Raw genomic sequence first — 25552 nt, 5'->3', positions numbered from 1 at the left:
TTATATTTACATTTTACGAAAACGGACTTAAATGCTGACAAAGATTCGATTCCTGCTTTTGATCCTAACATTATCTTTATTAGGTACGGCCATAACCATACATTTCACTATTACGGATGAGGAGATGTTGCAGTTGGATGAGCGAAAACTTACAGCAAGTATCCATCGATTTGAAGACAAGATCAATGATGTTTTAAACGATAGCTTAACCGTCAAGACGTTCCAAAACGTGGACAAATATCCCATACAGTTAGCGAAAATAACGGATGACCTTGCAAAGGAATATATCTTCTTATATGTTTATCGCGACAATCAAATCGTGCATTGGTCAACCAATATTTACGTACCTGTTAGCGATGTCGGCATCCAAACTAAAACGGCTTATCTGCAATCGGAAAACCGATCGTTCCTTGTAAAGAAAAAAAATCTACAGCATGGTGTTTCCGTTTTGGCTCTCGTTCCAATCAAGCGGAATTTTGAAAACCCGAACAATTACTTGACCAATAATTTCCTGAGTGTAATCGGTGTAAAAAACATAGAAATCGCACAGTATAATGATAACAAAAATATACGCAATGTCTATAGTAAAGACAACAACTACCTCTTCTCCATTAAACTCATTGATGGAAAAAAAGACAATATCTATATAGATCTCCAATTTATCTGTTGGATTGCAGCAATCGTCTGCTTACTGATTCTTACCAATAGCATATGTCTACATTTTGCCAAGAATGGACGCGCTTGGCTAGCCGTACTGCTATTCTTTTCCGTGCTGGTTATCGTCCGCTACATTGATCTACGATCGAATTGGTTGGCCGTGCATTCCAGTCTAGAATTATTCGATCCGAAATTCTACGCGTATAATGAATTTTTACCCAATGTATGGGCTTACCTGATGACCACGATGAGTATCTTTTGGTTTATATGCTTTGTAAAGCATATACAGCGCTATCTCTCGGTACCGAAAATGCTCATGAAAAAAAAGGTCGCTATTATATTTTGTTTCCTCGCAATCATTTCGGTTTATTTTATTGCAGAGGTCATGTTCTATTTCTTAGGGACCTTGCTTACCCATTCACCGCTATATGAAAATGACTTCACCAAAATTCTGAACCTTGGGTTTTACGGTTGGCTATGTATTTTGCTGTTCTGTTTCAATGTGACCTCTTTGGTCTTGTATATAGATGGCATCATACAAATGATAAGGTACATACTCAAGGATATCACCGAGATTTTAAACTTGGAATTGGGCTGTCTGATCATTGCATTGTTCCTTACGTCGATCATCGGGCATCATTTGTATTTCTGCCTCCTTTTCGGCTGCCTCCTCTCTCTACGCACCTACAAAACTTTCAGTTTTTCTGCTCCTTACCAACTTTCCACTTTCATCACAACGATATTGTTTTTATCCGGCATATCGGTCCTTTCGTATAACCATTACAACCGCATCAAGAAGGAGGATGTCATGAAACAATCGATCTCCCATTTGCTAGCGGAGGACGATGTAAATGCCGTTTCGCTTTTTGTGGATATCGAGAAAAACATCAACAATGACTACAAACTCGAAAAGCTACTTAGTATAAATGATTCAGCGGCGGACATACCTTATATTGCAGATTATATTAAGACGCGCTATTTAAGCGGATATCTCTCCAAATTTGATTTTCAAGCTTTTTTTTACAATAACGAGGGGAGGCCCCTAGAGAAATATGCGACAGATGTCGCTGCCGCCTACAGAGAGAAAGTTATCAAAAGTGCAATAAAAATCCCCTTTACAACAAATTTCTACCGCTTGAAAAGCGAACTGGGCACCCATGAGTATTTCACCCACCTAACCATCCCCTACGAAAACAATCCAGACAAATCCTTTCACATCTATATCAACCTTAAAAATCTCGCCTATAGCACGCTTTTACCTTATCCAGAGATCCTGTCGGATAGCAAATCATCTGCTTGGCAATTCGATGCATTTGAAAATAACTCTTATGCTTTGTACAAAGGACATACGCTTGTTACGCAGTATGGAACATACAATTATGCAGAAAACGATTTCAACATCCCGAATAAATTGCGCGAATTCATAGACGTAAAGGAGCACGACAATTTTCTTCACTTGGCCTATAAACCCGATCAATACACGACAATTGTACTCAGCAAACAAAAAACAACAGCTTGGGAATATTTGGCCTTGGGGTCTATTATTTTTATATTGCTTCTGATTTTCTTCGGTCTCTTCAACTTTACAAACTATATCTTCAAAACTGTCAGTAGCAAGTCGTTCCATTGGAATAGAATCCGTTATCATTTTAGGCTACTTTTTAACAACATACAATACAGTACACGTATACAAACCTTGGTTATTATGTCTGTTCTTCTAGGTATCTTGATCTCGGGCGGAATCGCATTTATCAGTATAAACAAGCAACTAGAGGAAACAACATCCGCCAACCGACTAAAGGAAATAGCCGAAATCACCAAGAAAATAGAGAACAGTATTGCGGGCACGCGGGAAGATACGCGCCAAGTTATCGTGAAAATACTGAAGGATATGGCACCTTCCACCATGACAAACTTCAACCTTTACGACAAGGGCGGCAAACTTTTGTACTCCTCGCAACCCAGGATATTCGACCTCAAACTGATATCAGAATACATCAACCCTGCGGCCCTGAGTAAGCTTGCCGTTCTGCGCAAGTCAGAAGCATACGAACAAGAACAGATTTCCATCTTCAAGTTTGCAGCCGCTTATGCCACGATAAAAAATGAGGAATACAAAACGGTAGCCTACCTTAACATCCCCTATTATACGACCGAAAAGGATGCAACGGCAAACAAAAACCTGCTCTTGAACACCATCTTGAATATTTACACCTTTATCATCATCCTGTTTGGGTTTATTGCGGTAGCGGTATCCAGCAAGATCACAAAGCCTTTGGATATTGTGCGCCAGAAACTTGCCGAAACCCAATTATCCAATAAGATCAATGAGCCCCTTTATTGGGAAAGGAATGACGAGATTGGCATGTTGATCAAGGAATACAACTACATGCTGATTAAACTGGAGGAGAGTGCCAAACAATTACGGGATGCCGAGCGGGAAAAAGCGTGGCGAGAAATGGCGAAGCAGGTCGCCCATGAAATAAAAAATCCATTAACCCCGATGAAGCTCGGCATACAGCAATTGATGCGTTCCTATCATGAAAACGATGAGCGTTTTTCCGAGCGGTTTCTGCGGATTTCCAATTCCGTGATCGAGCAGATAGATAGCTTATCCAAAATAGCAACCGAGTTTTCTGCATTTGCGAAACTTCCTGAAACAAACTTGGTGAAGATCAATCTTATCGAGAAAATACTGAAGGTCATGAATTTATTTAACAGCACGTCGACGACACTAATCGTGCTGAACAACGAAACGGCAGATCGGGCAATCTATATATTGGGTGATCGGGACCAAATGCTTCGCTCGTTTAACAATTTGTTCAAAAATGCTATCGAAGCCAGTGTTGGCCGGAAAAAAACAAAAATTAATGTCGAAGTAAGTTATCCGGATAAAGATCATGTACAAATCTTGATTCAAGACTATGGTTATGGCATATCTGATGAAGTGATCCCAAATATATTTAAGCCTAACTTTACGACGAAAAGTTCTGGGACTGGCTTGGGACTTGCCTTCGTGAAACAAACCGTTACCGGTATAGGCGGCAAGATCGAATTTGTTACGAAAGCAAATGCAGGGACTACCTTTATCATCACCTTACCGATATACCGTGACTAGCCATCATGGGCTTTTTAAGAACTCGACAAGCACCTCATGGTATGTAGAGATATGAAGCTCAACTATGGCGTAGAACGATACATGTGTAGCACGCCCCGGTCCAGACAAGTTCAACAGTTGATATTGGTGAAACGTAAATAATGATCAAATGCATTGGTTTGAAGGCGAGTTTCCAACCGCAGAACTATTTTCCGGCATGTTACTATTCCGTAAATCGACGAATAACAGCGGAACTACAGGAAGGATCGAAGTTTTTTTGTCGACCAATGCTAAGCGTCAACATTGGGAAAGTTTGGTAACTTATTTCAATACAATTCCAGCACGTCCCATAATTGCATTGTCATTGTACAGCAGTACGGTATAAGCGCCTTTTTTGAATTTGTCTAACGACCAAAGGAATTGGTACTCTTCGCCTTTATTCGTGAAGTTAATCACATCTTTGAATGTGTATTGCAGTTTCTCTCCGTGTACGTAAAAGAAGTTGTTTGCATCCCCAAAGAGATTACCAGAAGGATCCACGACACGTACGAATATTTCCTTATTTCCGTTTTTAGCTAAAGCGTTATCCGCTATGGAAAACAAAATCTGCAAACGATCCACACGTCTTGCCCGGCTCTCGATTTCTATCGTTCCCTTTTTCGATACCGAGACGCCATTTACATGTATGTTAGAAACTTTCAATCCGGATGCGATCGTAACCTTATCCTTGAGTTGGATATTTTCCTTTGAGAGCGCCGTTATTTTTTTATCGGTGGATGCCACTTTATTAAAGAGATCCAGATTTTCCCGTTCTAAAAGCTCATTCCGAACCTTCAGTTCATTCAGGTTGACACGTAGATCGGATACGTCACCCTTGAGCCTAGTAACTTCCTGGCGGGCAAGGAGGATATCTTCTTCGGTAATAGTCTGTTCTTCCAATTTCACGCGTAAATCTGAGATTGCTTTTCGAGCTTTCGCTTCAGAATCTTCCAAACTGGCATCTACCATTTCTGCGTTTTTGAGATTGACCAAATTATCAAGTTCAGCTTCTATACGATCAATTTCTATCTGTAAATCCTGCTTTTGAATAGCCATCGTGTACAGCTTTTCACCCGAAGATTTGAATTTTACATAGAAATATAAATTGGTAGCCAAAAGCGCAGCAATTGCAATCAGGAAAAAATAAATCTTGGAATTACTTTTCTTGATCGGGTCGCCCTGAACATTCCTCTCCGAACTGTATGTCTCTACCTTCTCAATATCCGCTTTCTTGTGCATTTTTATCTAGACGTATGTGGAGCAAAGTAATCGAATTACTAGCAATGAATGTTAAAAACAAAAATTGTTCCAAATAGCGCATCACACGAACATTAATAGCTTATTCAAAATAATTCAAACTTTGAAATCCGCCCTTACGAAGATATTCTTCCTTTCGCATTAGTTGTAGATCGCTAGCGACCATATCTTCAACAAGCATAGGTAATGTAAATTTCGGCTCCCATCCTAATTGCGTCTTTGCTTTGGCAGGATCGCCAATCAATAGATCAACCTCCGTAGGCCTGAAATATGCCGGATCAACTTTGACTACCGTTTGCCCTAATTTGATATTCTCAACAGGGATTCCCAGACGATTTAATACCCCTTCATCCCGATCGATAATCACACCCTTCTCCAAAGCATCCTTACCGCTAAACTCAACCTCTATGCCTAATTCCGCAAAGGCCATGCGCACAAAATCTCGGACCGTAGTCGTCACCCCTGTCGCGATCACAAAGTCTTCCGGCTTTTCTTGTTGAAGAATCAACCACATGGCCTCTACATAGTCTTTTGCATGCCCCCAATCCCGTCTGGCAGACAGATTGCCTAGAAAAAGCTTGTCTTGCAGCCCCAGAGCAATTTTTGCTACTGCGCGTGTTATTTTTCGGGTCACAAAAGTTTCTCCACGAACCGGACTCTCATGGTTAAACAGTATCCCGTTACAAGCGAACATATTATAGGCCTCTCTATAATTGACTGTGATCCAATAACCGTAAAGCTTTGCTACAGCGTAAGGGCTTCTTGGATAAAACGGCGTTGTTTCGCTTTGTGGCACAGCTTGTACTAGTCCATAAAGCTCAGAAGTAGAAGCTTGGTAAATGCGTGTCTTGGCCCCGAGACCAAGCAGACGTACCGCATCCAAAATACGCAGTGTTCCTATACCATCGGCATTTGCCGTATACTCGGGCGTATCGAAACTCACTTTCACATGTGATTGCGCCGCCAAGTTATAGATTTCATCTGGTCGAATCTCTTGGATAATACGGATTATATTGGTGGAATCGGTGAGATCACCGTAATGCAGTATAAAGTTTCGTGAGCTTAAGTGCGGATCTTGGTAAAGATGGTCAATCCTATCGGTATTGAAAGAAGATGACCGTCTTTTCAGTCCGTGAACGATGTATCCCTTTTTAAGGAGAAACTCTGCGAGGTATGCGCCATCCTGCCCCGTAATCCCCGTTACAAAAGCTACCTTTGGTTTATTTGTATCCATAATTTCAAATAATACGCAAATTTAAAAACATTTACGTTTTTCCCTTACCTATCTTTAAAATAAGCGAAATAAATAAAGCCACGCAAATGCGTGGCTTTATTCCGTAACATTTTTATTGTTGCATACGCGTAAAATTGAACACGAGGTTGCCCGTTCCGCCGTTGTCCAACGGGATAGGCATACGCATAACCAAAGACTGTCCATCAGAGTAAGAGAGGTTTAATCGGTAACCAGAAGTTACGTTTGCAGCTTTCTCTCCAGCATATAGCTTCTTAAACTGGAACTGAGGATGTGTATTTTCTGCTTTCCCATCATACACTGACCAAACGATATTACGCACCGCCCCATCCGCACAAAGCGTTCCGGAGGCATTGAATGTAATGCTTCCGCGATAATTACCTCCAGGTAAATTCCAAACACTGCCGATAAAACAGTCTACTGGCGCCTCATCGAATATATTCTTTATGGTATATGCTGCAGGGATATCTTCCCTATCTACCGCGTTTAAAACCCACTTGCCTTTTAAACCGCTTCGCCACTGTGACGCTGAAGGACCATCAGCACCGACCGAGGTTGATGTCCCAGCACCACCAGAAGACTTTCTCTGCGCCCCACAAGAGCCCAACACCAACACCATAGCCACGACGGTAAATACAGATAAGATATGTTTTCGCATAATGTAAAATTTAGTTTTTTATTTTTTAAGTATATTCGCAAATATAAAAATTGCGCTGATGACTTCATCCAAAAATCATACCATAAGCAAAATTGCCGCCAAAGCGGTCCTTCGTATAGTGGTGATCCTTATTGCGCTCCCCGTTATCCTATACTTTACCCACCCCAAGTCGATGGCTTCGCAGGTATCCTTTACGAATGTGTGGTCCATCGTAGCCCCCATCTTGCTCTTGCTATCCTTCCTAGTACTCCTCATCACAGTTCTTCGCGAAAAATACGCTAAATTGGAATGGAACTGGCTATTGGCCCTATCCGGGATTTTCCTTTGTCTTTACCTGATTATGTTTTCCATAAAAGTACTGTCCATTTTTAATTAGTTGAACTTAATCCGCCATATCATACGAAGCAGCATTCATGAACAAAAAAAGCTATTGGTCCATCCTCAAAAATATAGGTAAAGTCCTCATTACCCTTAGCGCGCTTTATTGGGTTTCGAATAAAATCTCCTTCCAAGATTTGCGAGACGCACTCCAAAACTGTAATTACATCTATTTGTTTGCGGCTTTATTATGCTATACCTGCTCGCAAGTGGTAGCATCTTCTAGATTGAAAAGCTTTTTATCCGTCATCGGCCTGAACCTCAGCGAACGTTACAATTTCCGCCTTTACCAGTTGGGCTTGCTCTATAACTTCTTTCTCCCAGGAGGTATTGGTGGCGATGGCTACAAGATCTATTTCCTGAAAAAGAATTATCCCATAAAGGGGCGACAAGTATTGAGCGCAGTTTTCTTCGATCGACTGAGTGGACTATGGGCGCTCAGTATGATAACGGGATGCCTGGTTATTTTCATGCCACGTCTCGCCATTCCTAACAGCTTTACGATAAGCCTTTTATCCATAGGTACGGTTACTTATATATACTTCCTTAAGCTATTTTTCAAGCCATTCCTATCGAAGTTTGTCATTACGCATCTGAAAGCGCTGGCTGTGCAAGGCCTACAAACGCTGAGCGCCATCAGCATCTTATACGCCCTTAATTTTGGCGGCAAATTTTCGCCCTATCTGCTTTTATTTTTACTGTCATCACTTGTCGCAATTGTGCCTTCCATACTCGGCGGTGTAGGGCTACGCGAATCTTTAATGACGTTTGGTGCAGAATATTTTCAATTAGATGGGCACCTTGCCGTACTCATCAGCTTAATTTTTTACATGATTTCGCTCACGGTGGCATCCTCGGGCATTTATTATATCTTCCGGCCGCAGCGGCTCGGAGCCAACAAACTGCCTACGGCCAATGAGGTCGAGCAAGAATTAGAAAAAGAAGAATAAGAACCATGGCAAATATCGTTATCACCGGTGCCAGTAGCGGCATTGGTTTTGAAGCCGTACTGGATTTAACGGCAAACAAAGCAAACAAGGTAATCGCGCTGGCACGTTCGGCAGATAAGCTGAGAAAACTGCACGAGATAGCAACATCCCTCAACCACGATGGCGGCAAGCTGTATCCAGCACAATTTGATATCGCTTACGACAATTATCCCGATGCATTAATACCCTTCATCACCTCCAAGTTTGACAAAATAGACATCCTTATCAATAACGCGGGTTTACTGATCAATAAGCCTTTTCTGGAAACTAGTTTGCAGGATTTTGCACAGGTTTTTCAAACAAACTTATTGGGTCAGGTAAACATGATCCAGCACCTTGTTCCCTACATGCACGAAGGGAGCCATATCGTCAATATCGGCAGCATGGGGGGATACCAGGGATCTTCCAAGTTTAGTGGCTTGTCTGCCTATTCGGCCAGCAAAGGAGCATTGAGCATTCTGACCGAATGCTTAGCAGAAGAGCTCAAGCCGCAGGGAATAAAAGTAAACTGTTTAGCATTGGGCTCGGCACAAACGGAAATGTTTGAAGCCGCCTTTCCCGGTGCAGAAGCAGCTGTGCTAGCCTTTGAAATGGGCCGCTATGTGGCCGAATTTGCACAAAACGGACACAAATATTATAACGGAAAAATACTGCCCGTAGCCACAAACACGCCATAACACGGTGCATACGCCCCAATCCGTCTGATTGGATCATCGTTCATTGATCCAATCAGACAAATCATGGAGTACCTGCTCGTTGAAAGTTTCTTCAATTTCCGCATACTCCTGTGGCGACCCTGTCTTAGCCTGTTGGAAAAGATGGTTCAATCCCTCATAGGCTTTCAGAAAATGATCCTTTCGGTTGGGAAGGTGATCGGTCAGGCTTTCTAGATTTGGCGCAAAGGGTACCTGTAAATCTTTGGTACCAAAAGCTGCAAAGACCGGCACGTCTATTTTTTCGATAAACGGAACGGGATCAATACGCATAAAATAGCGGTAACTTGGCAGCAGCATCATTTTGAATTCGTCTTCTTGCGAAGCTGTCAAATGCCCCAAAATGAGCGAAACATTCGCTATAATTTCCGTATATGCCTGCTGGTCGGACAGCTGTCCTTTGACGATGGCAAAATTACGCCTGTTTATCGCTTTAGCCTGCTCTAGCTGTTTGTCATTCATTCCTTGTATGCGTCCCAACTCATAGGCTTGCAGTAGCATCAACGAATCGATAGGGATAGCCGGCGGGGCCAGCAAGGCGATGAAGTCAATGTTCTCCGCTCTTTGTCCAGCCAACAGAGCAGCGATCAGCCCGCCCTCGCTATGCCCAATGATCCCTACACGAGAGGAATCTACTTGCTTTTGCTTTTTTACAAAGCTTAATGCTCCTAGTGCGTCTCTGCTGAAATCGCCTATGGTACTCTGCACATAGTTGCCTGTCGACTTGCCAACGCCCCGCTCATCGTAACGTAACACAACGACACCTTTTTTGGTGAGGTAGTCTGCAATCAGCTTAAAGGGCTGGTGCCCCTCCATCGTTTCATTCCGGTCTTGTGGACCACTTCCGGTAATCAGCACTACTGCCGGATGTTTGCCGTGCGCTTTAGGGAACGATAGCGTACCCGCCAGCTGCACCGCGTCGAATCCGTTGCCGAAAGATACGTCCAAAGTATCATATGGGTAAGGCGGCTGCGGCAATTGGGGACGCCGTTGAATTGCTGGTTCAAAAGGCTCCAAAACCAGTGGCAACCGTTTATTTTGCTGTTGAACAACGCCTCGTAGTTTTCCAGCGGCAAGCTTTCCCCGAAAAAAGAACTCGATAGCGGAAGCCCTCACATATAACGAATCATGCTGCACAAGCACTTTGTCAAAAATCAATTTCGACGTCGGTTGTCTAGCACGCTGCATCTCACCTGACCATTCGCCCATGTCATTCTTCTTGATATGGAAAACGATCGGCAGTGTTGCTCCTTGAATGGACAACAATCCTTTCCAGCTGCCCTCCATGCCCTGAGCAAAACCTAAGCAGGATTGGAACATCAAAACTAACGATACTAAAAAATGCCTCATCAAAATCAAATCTATATTGCTTTAGATAGCAAAATGTCGACCAATTTTAGGAACATTCCGTAACAGGACATATTGAAGAGCCCTGCAGTTTCACCGTAATAATTGTATATTTGCAAAATTTTTAAGCATGAGAAAATTAATCGGATTTATACTTACCCCCATTTTTTATTTCAGTTTTTCGCTGTCGCTTATCTTATTTCATCCCATACAATGGTTATGTCTAAAACTGGGCGGTTACCAAGCGCATAAAAAAAGTGTAGATATGTTAAACGGTTTGCTTGTGGCTTGCAACTATACCTTATTTAACCGTACCTCTTTTATTGACAACGAAACTATTCCGACGGGCAGACCAGTTATATTTGTTGCAAACCATCAGAGCACCTTCGATATCCCCCCTTTGATTTTCTTTTTAAGGAGGTTTCATGGAAAGTTCATTTCTAAAATAGAATTGGCTCAGGCAGGCATCCCCAGCATATCGTTCAATCTGCTCCACGGCGGAGCTGCAAATATTGATCGCAAGGACCCGAAGCAATCTATATCGGAAATACTAAAATTAGCAATGAACATGAAAGCTAAGGGTTGGTCCACCTTCATATTTCCGGAGGGCACACGCACCAAAACGGGTAAGATGAAGCCTTTCTCTATAGGAGGCATTGCCACGTTGTTAAAAAAAGTTCCAGATGCATTGGTTGTCCCTATCGCCATCAACGGATCCTATCGAATGGTTGAATATGGAATGTTCCCCTTAAGACCATTTACATCCATGAGTTGGGAGGTACTAGATCCTATCGACACCACAGGTATGAATGCAGAAGAAGTCGTAAAAAAAGTGGAAGAGATTATCAAGAAAAAGGTGGAAGGCAACTAATTGACCTTTCTATCTTTCCAATTGTATTTTCCGACGTTACCGGCAATGCCAATATAAATGAGGTACAAGGAATGGACAAATGACAAAAAGGGCAGACTAAAGAGCAATGTCCGACGACGTGCGAATGCACAAAGCGGGTAAATAAAAGCCAATTCGGCTATGACCTTCAGCCCAAAAGCAACTAAAAACAGCACATGTAAGTTGGGTAGGTCTAGAAAAAAATGTATGGCACTTGCTAGCAACGCCAGGTTGAAGAGCCAAACACTTACACCAAGCAGAACCACCCGCTTGTCCCTATATTTGGTACTCTTGGAAGCCCAACGCCGACGCTGGCTAATAAATCCAGCCAAAGTCGGCTTTGCATCCGTATATACCACAACATCTGTCGACTTGCAAAAACGGATCTTATCGGCGTGGCGTTCCGCTACTTTGTGCAGGAAAAGCTCGTCATCCCCCGAAGCAAGATCATCAATACCACTGAAACCACCCATTGCATAAAAAACATCCCGTCGATAGGCTAAATTTGCCCCGTTGCAAGTTGTCGGTTTTCCATTGCCAATACCTGCCGCGCCTAGACCAATAAGATACAGAAACTCTAATGTCTGCAGCTTTTCAAAATAGCTTTTTTCTTCCGAATATACGACAGGGGAAGAGAGCATCATGGCATTCGTTCTTTCGAAATAGGCGATAACGGTCGAGAGCCAGTGCACCCCCATCCGGCAATCCGCGTCCGTTGTTACGATAATTTCTCCAGTCGCGGCCGCTATGGCGCGACTTATCGCCAATTTCTTATAGGAATTTAATGTATCACCTTCCTGCAGCCGGATCAATTTCACCCCTCGATCACGATAAGCATGGACGATATCCGCGGTAGCATCTGTAGAATGATCATCTACAATAATAATTTCCATGTACTCTTTGGGGAAATCTTGAGAGACCATACAATCAAGCGTACGTGCAATATTTTCTTCTTCATTCCGTGCCGCGATCAATACAGATACCTTACGCTTGAAGATATGTCCGGCAGACTCCGGTGTGAACGCAGGAATACGGTTCCAACCCCTTCGCATATACAGCACTAAAAACGTATACACGATGGTCATGACGATCAGGAACACATCAAGACTTGTTGCTATTGACATAATTAACATTAAAGACGAAAATAGATCCTACGATAGCAGGGAGGATCAGGTTGACGAACCAGATGCAGGAAACGATAGCCATAACGGCGATCTCCTGCGTGGTTATATAACTATATAGATTGCTGGCTACAAAGCTGCGTACACTGAAATCGAATATATCGAGTGAAGGAAGGGCAGATTGGATAAAGAACAAAATAAAGATCATTAGTATCATAGCCGTGTATGGCATCCCAGGAAGGAAGACGAGCATCAGCACGATATACTGTGAAGTAAAAATCGTAAACCTTGCCGATGACAACAATAAAACATGCCAAAGCTGACGCGAGCTGAAATCTTCCAAGATAGCGAAAACTGTCTTAATATTTTTCAGGAAACGAAAGCGCCCGATCAAGCTCTCTATCCAGTGCACATTGAAATAAAGCACAAGGAAGGCAGCAGCATATATGATCGCCAAGAGCCATACGCCAAACTGCACGGAATCAGGTGTTGGAAGGTAGGTAGCGACAAACCATGCGATACTCAAGGCTCCAAAAACGCTGGTAAGCACGAGCTGCGCGAATAAGCCAACGCCCATCGCCACTGCTCCCGAAGCCCTGTTTTCAGGTTTCAACAGCATAATTCGACCACCATACTCCCCGATTCTATTGGGCGTAAAGATCGCCCAGGTAAGTCCACAGAAAACAGATTGTGTAGCTTTCCACCAGCTTATTTCCTCGATGCTTCGACTCAGGTACTTCCACTTTACCACCTCAATGGCCCAATTCATTAACATCATTAGCACGATAACGAGGGCTGTCGTGCGAGCAGCCCATTGATCTACACCATCCAATAGTGCCTGAAATTCGCGAAGGTTTTTCTGGTTGTGAACCTTGGTGACAATAAACCAGCAAGCCATTGCCACGATGGCAAGCTTGATCAGGAGGTTTAAATATTTTTTCTGCTTTTTTGTCAACGAATCCAAATAAAAGCACAATGTTACTAAATTTTGATGACATGTTACGTTAACATAGTCGATTAAGACCAGCAAGAAAAGATGGGCACAGCATCGTTTTACAAGACAGCGGGATGAATTTTGCTTATAAAATTGTAATATTGCGGTTATGCAACGAGAAAAGGCAAAAGAGCGGATTATATTGGGAATTGACCCGGGAACGGTTGTACTAGGTTATGGGATTGTCAAGCAAGTGGGACAGCAAGTCAGCCTCATATCACTTGGGGTGATCAAATTGGGACATTTGGAGGACCATGGACTAAAACTGCAGCGCATCTTCAAAAAGACCGCAGCACTTGTTCAAGAATATAAACCAGATTGCGTAGCGTTGGAAGCTCCTTTTTACGGAAAAAATGTACAGGTTATGCTTAAACTAGGTCGCGCACAGGGAGTGGCCATGGCGGCAGCCTTGAATTTTGACATACCTATTTTTGAGTATTCCCCGAGAAAGATAAAGCAAGCAGTAACCGGGAGTGGCAACGCCAGCAAAGAACAGGTCGCGGCTATGCTGAAAACTATTCTCAAATTTGACGAGACGCCCGAATTTCTAGATGCTACCGATGGGCTAGCGGTGGCCGTGTGCCATGCTTTTCAACAAAATTTCGCCCCAGGGAGCAAAAGCTACAGCGGTTGGTCGGCCTTTGTCAAAGACAATGAGAAACGGATTCGCTAGAGTTTAACCTGCCGAATAACATTTTTGACATTCAGCTCAACAATATCGGTCATGCTTCTACATTTATAATACGCTTCATTTTCATAGAATAGCGCATATCCCTCCCGCAACTGCATAATATTCTCTTTCGTGGACAACTGTTGCAGCTGTGAGGCATCGCGTAAATCCTTGATACGGTGACGTTCGCTTCGTACGCGATGTACAATGGAAGATCGCTCTTCCTGCTGGTATTGCAGCACTGTCTTTTCGTTGAGGTGGTTCATCGCTAATTTGACATAAGGAAGATTCTCCTTGAAATACTGCGGCATATAGACTTTCGAATTACCTTCGTAAAATTGCTGATCGAAATCTATCGCACGGATACGAAACTGGAAGTCATCGAAATCCGGTGTTATCTGCATGACGAAGTTGTAGGCGCGCATATCTCCTAAAAGGGAGATGATACACCGCTCGTTGAATTTCACAAATTCTTTGGCGATGCGTGTTTGATTATAATCCGGATTTATTATATTGCTCTTGCTGAAGACATCGCCGGGAATCCCGACGATATGTTCCTCTACCAACGTTTCCCTATCGACAAGATAATTTACCTGGTTGGGCGATAGAATTTCTTCAAGTTCCAGGCCATAGATGCGCGATGCATCCGCTTGCTTGATATAAAAATAATCATATACATCGTTCAATCTATTAATAATGCGAATCCGGAACGGTCGCGTATTGCCAAATGCACAATACTCGATTCGATCGATAATTTTATGCTCTACGATACGGATATTGCCCGATGCTTTTAAAATTGCGTATACTACTTTAAGTCCTTCATACAACTGATCGACTGCATGCGGTGGGTACAGAGGTGTTTCCCAAAAGGTATCCTGACCATATTTATCCATTACCGGCACCGTTTCCGAAAAATTTAATAGATCTTTATAGGCCACTGGCAGCTTTGCATCTCGCTGATAGAGGCGCAGGTACTTTGCAAGTCCAGTCCCTACTGGATACATAGGTTTCTTCCTTGAGATTTTTACGTCGTCCATTTCCATCCCTAACTTTTTAGTAAAGATAACATTCCTTGTTAAAAGCATGTAGGTTTTTGGTTTACCGCGGAAAAGGGTTTTAGTTGGCTCTGGGAAAAAAACGCGAGGAATACTGCAGAAATAAAACATTTATAAAAAAAGAACGATTTGTTACAAAAAACAAAATAGTATTCCAATTATACTTACTATTTTTACAAAAAAAATAAATTTTCAGGGCATATTGGTATGTATCGGTCAGACCTTAAAAAAGGAAGAAGCTCCCCGGGCGAGGAGCTTCTACGCTAACCAATTATAAACCTATGTTATTTTGAGGGAAGTAACATGCCTTTTTAACAAAACTTCTGTTTTTTATTCCGTTTTGTTAATACAAATATAAAATATATGCTATTTCTCTGCAAATTTTATTTGATTTTTATTTATTTTACAAAAAGTATCAGGTATTTTTACAACAAACCACCATTTACATGGACAAAAAGTATTCAAATTACGATTTAGACAATTTAGACGTTCAAATTTTATCCATTTTAATGGAAAACGCCTCGATTCCATACACTGAAATAGCAAAAAAACTAATAGTTTCGGGAGGAACCATCCATGTGAGGATGAAAAAGATGGAAGAACTGGGGATAATTAAGGGATCAGAGCTAATAATTAACCCGCAAAAGGTCGGTTTCGACATCACCGCCTTTTTGGGTATATACTTGGAGAAGGGATCCCAATACTCCGATGCAGTGAAGCAGCTACAATCCATCAAGGAAGTGGTGGAACTTCACTATTGTACGGGTCAATATAGCATGTTTGCTAAAATAGTTTGCCGCGATACGGCACATTTACGGAAAGTTTTGAATGAGGATATACAAGCGCTGACTGGAATCCAGCGAACAGAAACGATAATCTCATTGGAAGAGAGCATTAAAAGGCAAATCTCGCTTTAAAAAAAACCTACAAACCGGTCGTGAAAGGCCGGTTTGTAGGTTTTTTAAAGGATATTACCAAGCAAATCAATGTAAAAACGTATTCCTTGGTCTATCTCCTTCAAAAAGATGAATTCGTCCGCCGCATGCGAGCGTGCAGAATCTCCGGGCCCTACTTTTAACGAAGGAACGGGCAACAAAGCTTGATCGCTCATAGTAGGGCTTCCATAAACAGTAGCGCCAAGCCTTAAACCGGACTGAACTAGTGGATGATCAAGCGGGATGATTGAGGGATTTAACCGCGTAGAACGCGGTGTTACGCTGACATCGACATGCTGCCGAATAATAGCTAAAACTTCCGCATTCGTATAAGCATCCGTTGTTCGGACGTCGACCACAAAAGAACAAGAAGCAGGTACCACATTATGCTGCGATCCCGCATGAATCATTGTGACCGACATTTTTACAGGACCTAGGTAGTCCGAAATTTTAGGAAAAGTAAATGTTCGGAACCACTCGATAGCTTGGACAGCTTTGTATAGTGCGTTTTCACCTTCTTCACGAGCTGCGTGTCCAGCGATTCCGGTTGCTTCACAATCCAACACCATCAATCCCTTTTCTGCTACCGCCAAGTTCAATAGCGTCGGTTCGCCCACAATGGCACAGGCGATAGACCGCAGCTGTGGAAAGGCTGCCTCCACACCACCTTTTCCCGAAACCTCTTCCTCGGCAGATGCCAATAGGCATAAGTTATACCGAAGATCAACACTATCGTAATAGTGTAAAAAAGCGGCGAAAAGTGATACCAAACAGCCGCCAGCATCATTACTGCCCAGTCCAAATAGTTTGCCTTCGGCTACGCTAGGCGTGAACGGATCTCTGCTATAACCCGGGTTAGGCTTTACGGTATCGTGATGCGAGTTTAGCAAAATGGTTGGCTTATCCTCATCGAAGTGACGGTTGTAAGCCCACAAATTGTTACCCAAACGGTCGTAGGCCACGGCATGCTCGTCAAGAAAACGACACAGCAGATCTGCTGTGTCGTTTTCCTCTCTACTGAAGGAAGGTATAGCGATAAGTTGCTCCAGTAGCGTCTTGCATCCTGCTGTTAATCCCGCTATAGACCTACTAGTCATTGTAAAGCCCTCCAGCTTTCTTTGCAGAGAGCTTGATGCCCTTTATAAAAGCGGAGCTGAAACCATGATGTTCCATCTCGTTTAGCCCTGCAATGGTGCAGCCCTTGGGCGAAGTAACTTTATCAATCTCCCCTTCCGGGTGATTTTGTGTTTGCAACAAAAGATCTGCGGCGCCCTTCGCCGTTTGCACGGCCATCTTGAGCGCATCATGGGCATGAAACCCGATTTCGACCCCTCCTTGGGAAGCTGCTCTGATCGCACGCAGGAAAAAGGCGATACCACAAGCGCATAGCGCAGTTGCGGAGGTCATCAAATCCTCCTGAATAACCACCACCGCACCGACCGCCTCAAACAAGGCTTCCACTTGTGCAACAACTTCATCCGTGGCATTGTCCGTCGCGATACAGGTCATGGATTGCCCGATGGCGATCGCTGTGTTGGGCATCGCACGAACGACAACGGAATGCCCCCCCAGCACAGTTTTAACGTCAGCGCAGCTCACGCCGGAAACGACGGAAACAATAATCTGATTCGTTCTAACAACCGGTTGAATTTCCTCCATCACCTTCCTTAACTGCTGAGGGAGGATAGCAAGGACAACAATATCGGCTTGGGAAACGGCTTCCGCATTTTGGTCGCTGGTACCGAATCCTAAATCGGCTTCTTGCTTTAAGGCCGCAATATTCCGTCTTGTCAACGTAATATCGGCAGCTTTGTATTGCCCCGATTTCACCAAACCCTTGGCGAGGGAAAAACCGATGTTCCCGCTGCCCACTATCGTTATCTTGCTCATGATATTATTTTGCTAATAAACAGGTACCGAATTCTCCCTGCTGGTACAGGTGGAGATTTAGCGCGTTGCCAATATAAACATTTTTCACTCCTTTCCCAATAGCATGAAATGCATTCTCCAGCTTGGGGATCATACCCTCATAAATGACGCCCGACGATTTAAGCAACTCAAAATCATCGGCTTTTATCGTTTTAATAATCGATTTATCATCGTTCACATCGCTCAGCACGCCATCTTTTTCAAAACAGTAAATCAGTCGTGTATCATATATCTTCGATAGAGATACCGCGAGCGAAGAGGCAATGGTATCGGCATTGGTATTAAGGAGCTGTCCCAACCCGTTATGGGTGATAGCCGAGAACACCGGTGTAAAACCTGCTTCCAAAAATTTTTTAATACTCAAGGTATTAACGCTGTCGACAAGGATATCGCCAACATAGCCATAGTCTACCTCCCGCACCGGTCGCTTGACCGCCTTGATCGTATCGCCATCGGCACCGCTTAGTCCAAGTGCATCACAGCCAAACTTTTGCAGCGAAGATACAATCTTCTTGTTGGTCAAACCGGCATAAACCATGGTCACAATATCTAGCATTGCTGCGTCCGTTACGCGGCGGCCATCGATCATTTTAGCTTCGATACCCAGGTCGGCTGCCGTGCGTGTAGCTACCTTACCTCCGCCATGAACGAGGATCTTCTTGCCCTGTAAAGCCGCAAATTTCTCCAAGAAACTCTGTAATTGATCTTCGTCATCAATTACGTTGCCCCCTATCTTTATAACATTCAACACACTACCCATCTAATTGAATATATACTTTTTTTTATTTCAAATTTTCCAACATTCGCTTCAGCACCACCTGCGCGGCCCAGACACGATTACTTGCCTCTTTGATAACCAGTGAATTTGGCCCATCTAAAATTTCGGAGGACAACTCCAGATCACGTCGCACCGGAAGACAGTGCATAACTTTAGCATTATTGGTCAGCGCCAATTTAGCATTGTCCATCATCCAATTTTGCGCCACCGGATGTACCTGACCATATTCCACGTAAGAAGACCAATTTTTGACATATACAAAATCTGCTCCTTTCAAGCTGTCCGAAAGATCATCCGAAATGGTGGCACCCTTGGTGAAATCTTCACAGAGATCGTATCCCATCGGATGCGCAATCGTAAAATCGACCAGCCCCTGTTGCTGCGCTTTGCACATCCACTCTGCAAAAGAGTTTGGAACCGCTTGCGGCAGCGCTTTAACATGGGGAGCCCATGCCAGTACAACCTTAGGCTTATCGACCTCCTTATGTTCAGCTATCGTAATTAAATCGGTCAAACTTTGCAAGGGGTGTCTCGTTGCACTCTCCAAGGACACGACAGGAACACCGCAAAATTTCACGAATTTATTAAACAAGTCTTCATTGTAGTCGGTTTCCCTATCTTTCAAACCGGGAAACGAACGCAAACCCAAGATATCGCAATATTCGCCCATAACGGCTGCTGCTTCCCGTATATGCTCTACGGTAGTGCCATTCATAACGACACCATCTTGCGTTTCTAGGGCCCAGCCATCCTTATCCATATTCATGACCATCACGTTCATACCCAAATTCATCGCTGCCTTTTGCGTACTCATGCGCGTACGCAAACTCGGATTGAGGAAAACCAAACCTAAGGTTCTGTTTTCGCCCAACGCCTTATTTTCGTAGGGGCTTGCTTTCAAAGCCAATGCATCTTGAACAACTTTGGACAGATCATCAATGTCTGCTACCGAGAAAAATTTATTCATTTTTATGTTTGATTACGCTTTCAATCGTTCGTCGAAAGCCGTTAAAAACCGATCAGCAATATCCTTATCAATATTTAATGCAGGCAATATCCGAATCACATTGGGTTTTGCCTCGCCGGTAAAGATGCGATTCTTTTGAAGCAGATCTTTCTTTACCTGACTAAGCTCTTCGGGCAGTTCGATACCAATCATTAATCCCCTACCGCGAACCTCCTTCACCTTATCAAATTTCTTAAGCTCATCCATCAGATAGCTACCGACCGTCCGCGCATTCTGCAACAACTGCTCGGATTTAATCACATCCAACACCGCCACTGCCGCAGCGCAGGCCAAATGGTTTCCACCAAAGGTGGTGCCCAACAAACCAAAAGAAGCTTGAAACTTGGGCGCAATGGCCACAGCCCCTATCGGAAAACCATTTCCCATCCCTTTGGCCATGGTGTAGATATCAGCGGAAATACCGGCATAGTCATGTGAGAAAAAGTCGCCCGTACGACCGTATCCGCATTGCACAGAGTCTGCGATAAAAACGGCATCATACTGATCGCACAAGCTACGGATCAACTTCAGAAAAGCAGTAGACGCTTCACGAATCCCCCCAACCCCTTGGATACCTTCAATGATAACGGATGAAACTTCCTCACCATAACGGTTGAAAGCATCCGCCAAAGCTTCTTCATCATTAAAAGGCAGGAAGATCACGTTATCGGTTTCGTTCACGGGAGCTACAATATTAGGGTTGTCCGTGACAGCGACAGCCAGCGAAGTACGTCCGTGAAAGGATCTGGTAAAAGCTATTATTTTCTTTTTCCTATTATGGAAGGAGGCTAGCTTCAGTGCATTCTCATTGGCCTCGGCACCGGAATTACAAAGAAACAAGGTATAATCTCCCTTACCGGAAAGTTCCCCCAACTGTTGGGCCAACTGCTTCTGCATGGGGATTTCAATTGAATTGGAATAAAACCCGATACGATTCAGCTGCGCTGTCAGGGATTCAACATAATGTGGATGCGTGTGACCGATCGAAATCACCGCATGCCCGCCATATAAATCGAGGTACTCATTACCTTCGGCATCCCAAATTGTAGAGCCATGTGCTTTTACAATATTGATGGGATTAATAGGATAAACATTAAATAAGTCCATTTAAGATACGATATTAGGGAGTAAAAATCTCCTGTAGGCAAATATAAGTAAGACCTATGTTAATAAGCCAAGAAAAAACATATAAATTCAACCTCACACAAAAACAAGAAAATCCCCAACTGTCGGCAGCTGGGGATTTTCTATACAAGTAAGAAGACAATCTTCTTCTAAAATTAATCTTCTTTTTTCTCTTCTGTTGTAGGAGTTTCCTCAGCAGGCGTCGTCTCTTCAGCAGGAGTTACCGCTTCAGCTTTAACCTCTTCGGTTGCTTCTACGGGAGCTTCTGCTTGCTCAGCGGCCTTCTTCTTTGACGAACCGCGACGACGTGTCGCTTTCTTCTCCGTTTTGGCAGTTTGGCCATAAACTTCGTTATAGTCAACCAATTCAACAAATGCCATTTCAGCATTATCACCCAAACGGTTTTCCAACTTAATGATACGCGTGTATCCGCCGGGACGAGTAGCCACTTTTTCAGAAATTTCGCGGAACAAAATTGTTACCGCTTCTTTGTCTTTTAAGTAAGCAAATACCGTACGGCGAGAGTGCGTCGTATCATTTTTAGATTTGGTGATCAATGGCTCCACGTAAGTACGCAATGCTTTAGCTTTCGCCAAGGTAGTGGTGATACGTTTGTGCTTGATCAATGAAGTCGCCATGTTAGCTAACATCGCCTTACGGTGACTGTCAGTGCGGCCTAAGTGGTTTACTTTTTTTCCGTGTCTCATTTTAATTGTGTTGTTTTGTGCGTACCGTCTACAGAAATTAAAAAGGCAAAAGTAAAAAAGTAAAAAACCTATACAGTCTTTCTAATTTTTACTTTTTTAATTTTTTAATTCTCTAGGGAATTACGCAACAGGTCGCTTTATTTATTAATTTATTCTTCGTCCAATTTGTATTTAGACAGGTTCATTCCAAATGATAAACCTTTCGATTTAACCAATTCTTGGATCTCGCTCAACGACTTTTTACCGAAGTTGCGGAACTTCAACATGTCCGCCACATCATAGGTAACCAGTTCAGCGAGCGTGCGGATATCCGCGGCTTTTAAGCAGTTCAGCGCACGTACAGAAAGATCTAAATCTACCAATTCTGTTTTCAAGATCTTACGCATGTGCAAGATTTCCTCATCAACAACTTTAGTTTCTTCTTTCGTTTGTGATTCCAAAAGCATATTCTCATCCGAGAACAGCATGAAGTGCTGAATCAAGATCTTGGCAGCTTCTTTTAAAGCTTCCTCTGGGTGAATAGAACCATCCGTTGAGATATCCAATAACAATTTCTCGTAGTCAGTTTTTTGCTCTACACGGTAGTTCTCGATTGTATATTTTACATTTTTAATTGGGGTGTAGATTGAATCGACAGCGATTACACCTACAGGACCATCCGTAACTTTATTTTCTTCAGCATTTACATAACCACGTCCCTTAGCTACTGACAGCTCCACTTCGATAGTAACCGCACTATCCATGTTGCAGATCACCAAATCAGGGTTTAGCACGGTAAAGTTATTGGAAAACTTCGTAATGTCACCGGCTTTAAACTGTTCCTGACCATTGATCACGACAAACACCTTCTCGTTATCTCCCTGTTCACCAGATTTCTTGAAACGCACTTGTTTCAAGTTCAAAATGATTTCGGTAACATCTTCAACGACACCTTTAATAGTAGAAAATTCGTGGGAAACGCCTGAAAACCTTACCGACGTAATTGCATATCCTTCTAGGGAGGACAATAAAATACGGCGCAAAGCATTACCAATAGTTACACCAAAACCTGGCTCTAATGGACGAAATTCGAAAGTACCATCAAAATCCGTTGATTTCTGCATGATAACTTTATCCGGTCTTTGAAATGCTAAAATTGCCATTTATTTCTTTTTAAAAGTTTTTATTAATAACGTAAAACGCAACAAAGTAAGCGCAATCCTATCAAGAACTCCGCTTACTTTAATTACTTATTATTTCGAGTACAACTCTACGATTAAGTTTTCTTTGATGTTCTCGGGAATATCTGCTCTTTCAGGGAAAGAGACAAATGTACCTTGTAGTTCGTTTGAGTTCCACTCTAACCAACTGAACTTGTTGATTTTTCTACCTTCTACAGCAGTTGAAATTGCTTCCAATGATTTAGAACGTTCGCGAACAGCGATTACGTCGCCAGGACGTAGGCTATATGATGGGATGTTAACAACTTCGCCGTTAACAGTAATATGCTTGTGGGATACCAACTGACGTGCTGCTGAACGTGTTGGCGCGATACCTAAACGGTAAACAACGTTATCCAAACGAGCTTCCAATAATCTTAAGAAGTTCTCACCGGTAATACCTTGTTTTGCAGAAGCTTTCCCGAATAATGTACGGAATTGACGCTCTAATACACCGTAAGTATATTTCGCTTTTTGTTTTTCTAACAACTGAATTGCGTATTCAGATTGTTTACCTCTTCTTTTTGAAGGACCATGTTGTCCTGGAGGATAATTTTTCTTTTCTAGTGCCTTATCAGGTCCAAATATTGGTTCTCTGAACTTACGAGCTATTTTGGACTTAGGTCCTGTATATCTTGCCATTTTTTTTTCTGTTTGAAGTATCTGTCAGCCTATAGCTGGAGAATCTTATCTTAAACAATCAACTAATTAAACTCTTCTGCGTTTTGGAGGACGACAACCGTTGTGCGGAAGCGGCGTGATATCCTTAATGGTAGTCACATCGATCCCAACAGTCTGTAATGTACGGATAGCCGACTCGCGTCCAGCACCCGGACCTTTTACGAAAACCTCTACTTTGCGCAAACCCAAATCGTGCGCTACTTTACCACAATCGTTTGCTGCTTGACCCGCTGCATAAGGAGTATTCTTTTTAGAACCTCTAAAGCCCATTTTACCAGCTGAAGACCATGAAATCGTTTGTCCCTGATTGTTTGTTAACGTAATGATGATGTTGTTAAAGGTAGCGTTGATATGAGCTTGACCAACAGGCTCGATAACGACGATACGCTTTTTAGTAACCTTTTTACTCTTAGCCATTTCTTAATTATTATTTAGTAGCTTTTTTCTTGTTTGCAACTGTCTTACGTTTACCTTTACGTGTACGTGAGTTGTTTTTTGTACGTTGGCCACGAACTGGTAAATGTTTACGGTGACGAAGACCACGGTAACAACCAATATCCATTAAGCGTTTGATGTTTAACTGGACTTCTGAACGCAACGCGCCTTCCACCTTGATCTCATCATTGATGATGGTACGGATGGCCGACAACTGATCGTCATTCCATTCTGAAACCTTAACGTCTTCACTGATACCTGCTTTTTCCAAGATGTATGCGGCAGTAGCACGACCAACACCGAATATGTAGGTAAGGCCTATTACGCCTCTTTTGTTTTTAGGTAAATCTATACCTGATATCCTTGCCATAGTATTCTTTAAGCGATTATGTGTTTTTAACTAGCCCTGACGTTGCTTAAACTTCGGGTTCTTTTTGTTGATTACAAAAACTTTTCCTTTGCGACGGATAATCTTACAGTCCGCGCTGCGTTTTTTTATAGATGCTCTTACTTTCATTGTAATAATATTTTAAAAGCTGAAAATAGTGACCAAAGACAATGCGTTTATTTATAACGATATGTGATTCGTCCCTTTGTTAAGTCGTAGGGCGACATCTCCAATTTCACTTTGTCTCCTGGAAGAATCTTGATGTAATGCATACGCATTTTACCCGAGATGTGCGCGATAATCTCGTGCCCGTTCTCCAATTCCACCCGAAACATCGCGTTTGAAAGTGCTTCCCTAATTATACCGTCTTGTTCTATTGAGGCTTGCTTAGCCATATGCTCTTACTTAATTTACATGTTAGCCTGCACAAACAGGAGTGCAAAGATAAATAAAAATATTGAAAACCAATTACTTTTTATCCAAAACTTTCTCTACGTGCTCGAAGGTAAGAAGCACGTCCGGTCGTCCTTTTCGAATTGCGACCATCTGTTCAAAGTGCGCAGATAGCTTTCCATCGATGGTACTCACGGTCCATCCATCATCCCAAAATTTAACGCCCGCTTTCCCCTGATTGATCATCGGCTCAATACAAATAACCAAACCAGCTTCCAGTTTCGGTCCAGCACCACGTTTTCCATAATTTGGAACTTCAGGCTTCTCATGCAAATGAAGTCCTACCCCATGCCCAACCAACTCGCGTACTATACCGTAGTTGAACGGTGCAACATGTTCTTGCACAGCTGCAGAAATATCACCCACCCTCTTGCCTACGACAGCCTGTTCAACCCCTTTAAATAAAGACGCTTTAGTAACATCAAGCAATTGCTGCGCTTCAGCGGATACCTCACCCACACCAAACGTGTAGGCAGAATCGCTTATAAAGCCATTCAAGTTGACGCCTCCATCCACGGAAACCAGGTCTCCATCCTGGATTACATAGTCACTCGGAAATCCATGCACAATCTGATCGTTCACAGAAATACAGAGTGAATACGGAAAACCATGATAATGCAAAAAAGCAGGTGTACCACCGTGATCATGAATATAATCGTAAGCGAGCTTGTCCAATGACAAGGTAGTAATACCAGGTTTAATTTCCTTTGCTATCTCGGCAAGCAATAACGAGAGTACGTTAGCCGACTCTCGTATTTGCTCGATTTGATCTTCTGTTTTATAATAAACCTTAGACATTT

The 25552-nt window shown here is 42.9% G+C and carries 27 protein-coding genes; 7 read left to right on the top strand and 20 right to left on the bottom strand.

All coding sequences use genetic code 11. From position 1 onward, the window contains the following. Nucleotides 1-31 precede the first annotated feature (31 nt). Nucleotides 32-3775, top strand: coding sequence for an ATP-binding protein (locus tag IE165_RS11185; protein WP_189626696.1), 3744 nt, complete (start codon nt 32-34; stop codon nt 3773-3775). A 300-nt stretch (nt 3776-4075) separates the two neighbouring features. On the opposite strand, the gene IE165_RS11180 is transcribed toward IE165_RS11185, so the two are convergent. The 3 genes from IE165_RS11180 to IE165_RS11170 form a co-directional block, all read right to left on the bottom strand. Then, nucleotides 4076-5032 (bottom strand): DUF8428 domain-containing protein, encoded by a 957-nt coding sequence (locus IE165_RS11180; protein WP_229826513.1) that lies wholly within the window; start codon nt 5030-5032, stop codon nt 4076-4078. 100 nt (nt 5033-5132) lie between these two features. After that, entirely contained in the window at nt 5133-6284 is a 1152-nt protein-coding gene (gmd, locus tag IE165_RS11175) for a GDP-mannose 4,6-dehydratase (protein WP_189626695.1), read from the bottom strand. A gap of 112 nt (nt 6285-6396) precedes the next feature. Next, entirely contained in the window at nt 6397-6960 is a 564-nt protein-coding gene (locus IE165_RS11170) for a hypothetical protein (protein ID WP_189626694.1), read from the bottom strand. 58 nt (nt 6961-7018) lie between these two features. Between IE165_RS11170 and IE165_RS11165 the strand changes: the two genes are divergently transcribed. From IE165_RS11165 to IE165_RS11155, 3 genes are read left to right on the top strand one after another with little or no spacing between them, the layout of a single operon-like run. Then, entirely contained in the window at nt 7019-7336 is a 318-nt protein-coding gene (locus tag IE165_RS11165) for a hypothetical protein (RefSeq protein ID WP_189626693.1), read from the top strand. Nucleotides 7337-7373: 37 nt separating this feature from the next. Continuing rightward, on the top strand, nt 7374-8288 hold the full coding sequence (locus tag IE165_RS11160) for a lysylphosphatidylglycerol synthase transmembrane domain-containing protein (protein WP_189626692.1): 915 nt from the start codon (nt 7374-7376) through the stop codon (nt 8286-8288). A 5-nt stretch (nt 8289-8293) separates the two neighbouring features. After that, entirely contained in the window at nt 8294-9004 is a 711-nt protein-coding gene (locus tag IE165_RS11155; RefSeq protein WP_189626691.1) for an SDR family NAD(P)-dependent oxidoreductase, read from the top strand. A 33-nt stretch (nt 9005-9037) separates the two neighbouring features. Here IE165_RS11155 and IE165_RS11150 read toward each other — a convergent pair whose 3' ends face one another. Then, entirely contained in the window at nt 9038-10390 is a 1353-nt protein-coding gene (locus tag IE165_RS11150) for an alpha/beta hydrolase family protein (protein WP_189626690.1), read from the bottom strand. Nucleotides 10391-10517: 127 nt separating this feature from the next. Between IE165_RS11150 and IE165_RS11145 the strand changes: the two genes are divergently transcribed. Continuing rightward, the gene (locus tag IE165_RS11145; protein WP_189626689.1) at nt 10518-11258 is read left to right on the top strand and encodes a lysophospholipid acyltransferase family protein; all 741 of its coding nucleotides are present in this window, start codon (nt 10518-10520) and stop codon (nt 11256-11258) included. On the opposite strand, the gene IE165_RS11140 is transcribed toward IE165_RS11145, so the two are convergent. After that, on the bottom strand, nt 11255-12400 hold the full coding sequence (locus IE165_RS11140) for a glycosyltransferase family 2 protein (protein ID WP_229826512.1): 1146 nt from the start codon (nt 12398-12400) through the stop codon (nt 11255-11257). The two genes, IE165_RS11145 and IE165_RS11140, sit on opposite strands and share 4 nt — an antisense overlap. Next, nucleotides 12378-13352 carry a lysylphosphatidylglycerol synthase transmembrane domain-containing protein gene (locus IE165_RS11135; protein ID WP_189626688.1) on the bottom strand — a complete coding sequence of 325 codons (975 nt, stop codon included), beginning with the start codon at nt 13350-13352 and terminating at the stop codon, nt 12378-12380. Before IE165_RS11135 ends, IE165_RS11140 begins: the two co-directional genes overlap by 23 nt. Before the next feature lie 148 nt (nt 13353-13500). Here IE165_RS11135 and ruvC point away from each other — a divergent pair, with 148 nt between their 5' ends. Then, nucleotides 13501-14064 carry a crossover junction endodeoxyribonuclease RuvC gene (ruvC, locus tag IE165_RS11130; RefSeq protein WP_189626687.1) on the top strand — a complete coding sequence of 188 codons (564 nt, stop codon included), beginning with the start codon at nt 13501-13503 and terminating at the stop codon, nt 14062-14064. Here the strand turns inward: ruvC and IE165_RS11125 are convergent. Then, a complete protein-coding gene (locus IE165_RS11125) occupies nt 14061-15104 on the bottom strand; it encodes a hypothetical protein (RefSeq protein ID WP_189626686.1) in 1044 nt (347 codons plus the stop codon). The two genes, ruvC and IE165_RS11125, sit on opposite strands and share 4 nt — an antisense overlap. 458 nt (nt 15105-15562) lie before the next feature. Between IE165_RS11125 and IE165_RS11120 the strand changes: the two genes are divergently transcribed. Continuing rightward, the gene (locus IE165_RS11120) at nt 15563-16033 is read left to right on the top strand and encodes an Lrp/AsnC ligand binding domain-containing protein (protein ID WP_189626685.1); all 471 of its coding nucleotides are present in this window, start codon (nt 15563-15565) and stop codon (nt 16031-16033) included. 44 nt (nt 16034-16077) lie between these two features. Here IE165_RS11120 and IE165_RS11115 read toward each other — a convergent pair whose 3' ends face one another. The 13 genes from IE165_RS11115 to map form a co-directional block, all read right to left on the bottom strand. Continuing rightward, nucleotides 16078-17148 (bottom strand): M20 family metallo-hydrolase, encoded by a 1071-nt coding sequence (locus IE165_RS11115; RefSeq protein ID WP_189626684.1) that lies wholly within the window; start codon nt 17146-17148, stop codon nt 16078-16080. Further along, entirely contained in the window at nt 17141-17941 is an 801-nt protein-coding gene (gene proC / locus IE165_RS11110; protein WP_189626683.1) for a pyrroline-5-carboxylate reductase, read from the bottom strand. Before proC ends, IE165_RS11115 begins: the two co-directional genes overlap by 8 nt. A gap of 4 nt (nt 17942-17945) precedes the next feature. Continuing rightward, nucleotides 17946-18740, bottom strand: a complete 795-nt coding sequence (gene argB, locus IE165_RS11105) for an acetylglutamate kinase (protein ID WP_189626682.1) — start codon at nt 18738-18740, stop codon at nt 17946-17948. A gap of 22 nt (nt 18741-18762) precedes the next feature. Beyond that, nucleotides 18763-19725 (bottom strand): Rossmann-fold NAD(P)-binding domain-containing protein, encoded by a 963-nt coding sequence (locus IE165_RS11100; RefSeq protein WP_189626681.1) that lies wholly within the window; start codon nt 19723-19725, stop codon nt 18763-18765. Nucleotides 19726-19737: 12 nt separating this feature from the next. Continuing rightward, the gene (locus tag IE165_RS11095; protein WP_189626680.1) at nt 19738-20871 is read right to left on the bottom strand and encodes an aspartate aminotransferase family protein; all 1134 of its coding nucleotides are present in this window, start codon (nt 20869-20871) and stop codon (nt 19738-19740) included. Between the two features lie 173 nt (nt 20872-21044). Then, nucleotides 21045-21596 carry a 50S ribosomal protein L17 gene (gene rplQ, locus IE165_RS11090; RefSeq protein ID WP_189626679.1) on the bottom strand — a complete coding sequence of 184 codons (552 nt, stop codon included), beginning with the start codon at nt 21594-21596 and terminating at the stop codon, nt 21045-21047. A gap of 149 nt (nt 21597-21745) precedes the next feature. Beyond that, a complete protein-coding gene (locus tag IE165_RS11085) occupies nt 21746-22738 on the bottom strand; it encodes a DNA-directed RNA polymerase subunit alpha (protein ID WP_189626678.1) in 993 nt (330 codons plus the stop codon). 90 nt (nt 22739-22828) lie between these two features. Continuing rightward, nucleotides 22829-23437, bottom strand: coding sequence for a 30S ribosomal protein S4 (rpsD, locus tag IE165_RS11080; RefSeq protein WP_189626677.1), 609 nt, complete (start codon nt 23435-23437; stop codon nt 22829-22831). A gap of 66 nt (nt 23438-23503) precedes the next feature. Continuing rightward, a complete protein-coding gene (gene rpsK, locus IE165_RS11075; RefSeq protein ID WP_037498983.1) occupies nt 23504-23893 on the bottom strand; it encodes a 30S ribosomal protein S11 in 390 nt (129 codons plus the stop codon). A 10-nt stretch (nt 23894-23903) separates the two neighbouring features. After that, nucleotides 23904-24281, bottom strand: a complete 378-nt coding sequence (rpsM, locus tag IE165_RS11070; RefSeq protein ID WP_189626676.1) for a 30S ribosomal protein S13 — start codon at nt 24279-24281, stop codon at nt 23904-23906. Nucleotides 24282-24311: 30 nt separating this feature from the next. Further along, nucleotides 24312-24428, bottom strand: a complete 117-nt coding sequence (gene ykgO / locus IE165_RS11065; RefSeq protein WP_013665024.1) for a type B 50S ribosomal protein L36 — start codon at nt 24426-24428, stop codon at nt 24312-24314. A 47-nt stretch (nt 24429-24475) separates the two neighbouring features. Further along, nucleotides 24476-24694 carry a translation initiation factor IF-1 gene (gene infA, locus IE165_RS11060; protein WP_002997456.1) on the bottom strand — a complete coding sequence of 73 codons (219 nt, stop codon included), beginning with the start codon at nt 24692-24694 and terminating at the stop codon, nt 24476-24478. Between the two features lie 73 nt (nt 24695-24767). Further along, nucleotides 24768-25550: a type I methionyl aminopeptidase gene (gene map / locus IE165_RS11055; RefSeq protein WP_189626675.1), complete on the bottom strand. Its 783-nt coding sequence runs from the start codon at nt 25548-25550 to the stop codon at nt 24768-24770. Nucleotides 25551-25552 lie beyond the last annotated feature (2 nt).

This window comes from Sphingobacterium griseoflavum (assembly GCF_014653155.1).
GTDB classification, from domain to species: Bacteria; Bacteroidota; Bacteroidia; order Sphingobacteriales; family Sphingobacteriaceae; genus Sphingobacterium; species Sphingobacterium griseoflavum.
Note: the sequence above shows the minus strand (reverse complement) of the source record. Positions and strands in the feature narration are given on the sequence as shown.

Bases quoted from the DNA above. Each gene is read 5' to 3' on its own strand.
- IE165_RS11185 (WP_189626696.1), top strand. From the start codon at position 32: ATGCTGACAAAGATTCGATTCCTGCTTTTGATCCTAACATTATCTTTA.
- IE165_RS11180 (WP_229826513.1), bottom strand. From the start codon at position 5,032: ATGCACAAGAAAGCGGATATTGAGAAGGTAGAGACATACAGTTCGGAG.
- gmd (WP_189626695.1), bottom strand. From the start codon at position 6,284: ATGGATACAAATAAACCAAAGGTAGCTTTTGTAACGGGGATTACGGGG.
- IE165_RS11170 (WP_189626694.1), bottom strand. From the start codon at position 6,960: ATGCGAAAACATATCTTATCTGTATTTACCGTCGTGGCTATGGTGTTG.
- IE165_RS11165 (WP_189626693.1), top strand. From the start codon at position 7,019: ATGACTTCATCCAAAAATCATACCATAAGCAAAATTGCCGCCAAAGCG.
- IE165_RS11160 (WP_189626692.1), top strand. From the start codon at position 7,374: ATGAACAAAAAAAGCTATTGGTCCATCCTCAAAAATATAGGTAAAGTC.
- IE165_RS11155 (WP_189626691.1), top strand. From the start codon at position 8,294: ATGGCAAATATCGTTATCACCGGTGCCAGTAGCGGCATTGGTTTTGAA.
- IE165_RS11150 (WP_189626690.1), bottom strand. From the start codon at position 10,390: ATGAGGCATTTTTTAGTATCGTTAGTTTTGATGTTCCAATCCTGCTTA.
- IE165_RS11145 (WP_189626689.1), top strand. From the start codon at position 10,518: ATGAGAAAATTAATCGGATTTATACTTACCCCCATTTTTTATTTCAGT.
- IE165_RS11140 (WP_229826512.1), bottom strand. From the start codon at position 12,400: ATGTCAATAGCAACAAGTCTTGATGTGTTCCTGATCGTCATGACCATC.
- ruvC (WP_189626687.1), top strand. From the start codon at position 13,501: ATGCAACGAGAAAAGGCAAAAGAGCGGATTATATTGGGAATTGACCCG.
- IE165_RS11125 (WP_189626686.1), bottom strand. From the start codon at position 15,104: ATGGAAATGGACGACGTAAAAATCTCAAGGAAGAAACCTATGTATCCA.
- IE165_RS11120 (WP_189626685.1), top strand. From the start codon at position 15,563: ATGGACAAAAAGTATTCAAATTACGATTTAGACAATTTAGACGTTCAA.
- IE165_RS11115 (WP_189626684.1), bottom strand. From the start codon at position 17,148: ATGACTAGTAGGTCTATAGCGGGATTAACAGCAGGATGCAAGACGCTA.
- proC (WP_189626683.1), bottom strand. From the start codon at position 17,941: ATGAGCAAGATAACGATAGTGGGCAGCGGGAACATCGGTTTTTCCCTC.
- argB (WP_189626682.1), bottom strand. From the start codon at position 18,740: ATGGGTAGTGTGTTGAATGTTATAAAGATAGGGGGCAACGTAATTGAT.
- IE165_RS11100 (WP_189626681.1), bottom strand. From the start codon at position 19,725: ATGAATAAATTTTTCTCGGTAGCAGACATTGATGATCTGTCCAAAGTT.
- IE165_RS11095 (WP_189626680.1), bottom strand. From the start codon at position 20,871: ATGGACTTATTTAATGTTTATCCTATTAATCCCATCAATATTGTAAAA.
- rplQ (WP_189626679.1), bottom strand. From the start codon at position 21,596: ATGAGACACGGAAAAAAAGTAAACCACTTAGGCCGCACTGACAGTCAC.
- IE165_RS11085 (WP_189626678.1), bottom strand. From the start codon at position 22,738: ATGGCAATTTTAGCATTTCAAAGACCGGATAAAGTTATCATGCAGAAA.
- rpsD (WP_189626677.1), bottom strand. From the start codon at position 23,437: ATGGCAAGATATACAGGACCTAAGTCCAAAATAGCTCGTAAGTTCAGA.
- rpsK (WP_037498983.1), bottom strand. From the start codon at position 23,893: ATGGCTAAGAGTAAAAAGGTTACTAAAAAGCGTATCGTCGTTATCGAG.
- rpsM (WP_189626676.1), bottom strand. From the start codon at position 24,281: ATGGCAAGGATATCAGGTATAGATTTACCTAAAAACAAAAGAGGCGTA.
- ykgO (WP_013665024.1), bottom strand. From the start codon at position 24,428: ATGAAAGTAAGAGCATCTATAAAAAAACGCAGCGCGGACTGTAAGATT.
- infA (WP_002997456.1), bottom strand. From the start codon at position 24,694: ATGGCTAAGCAAGCCTCAATAGAACAAGACGGTATAATTAGGGAAGCA.
- map (WP_189626675.1), bottom strand. From the start codon at position 25,550: ATGTCTAAGGTTTATTATAAAACAGAAGATCAAATCGAGCAAATACGA.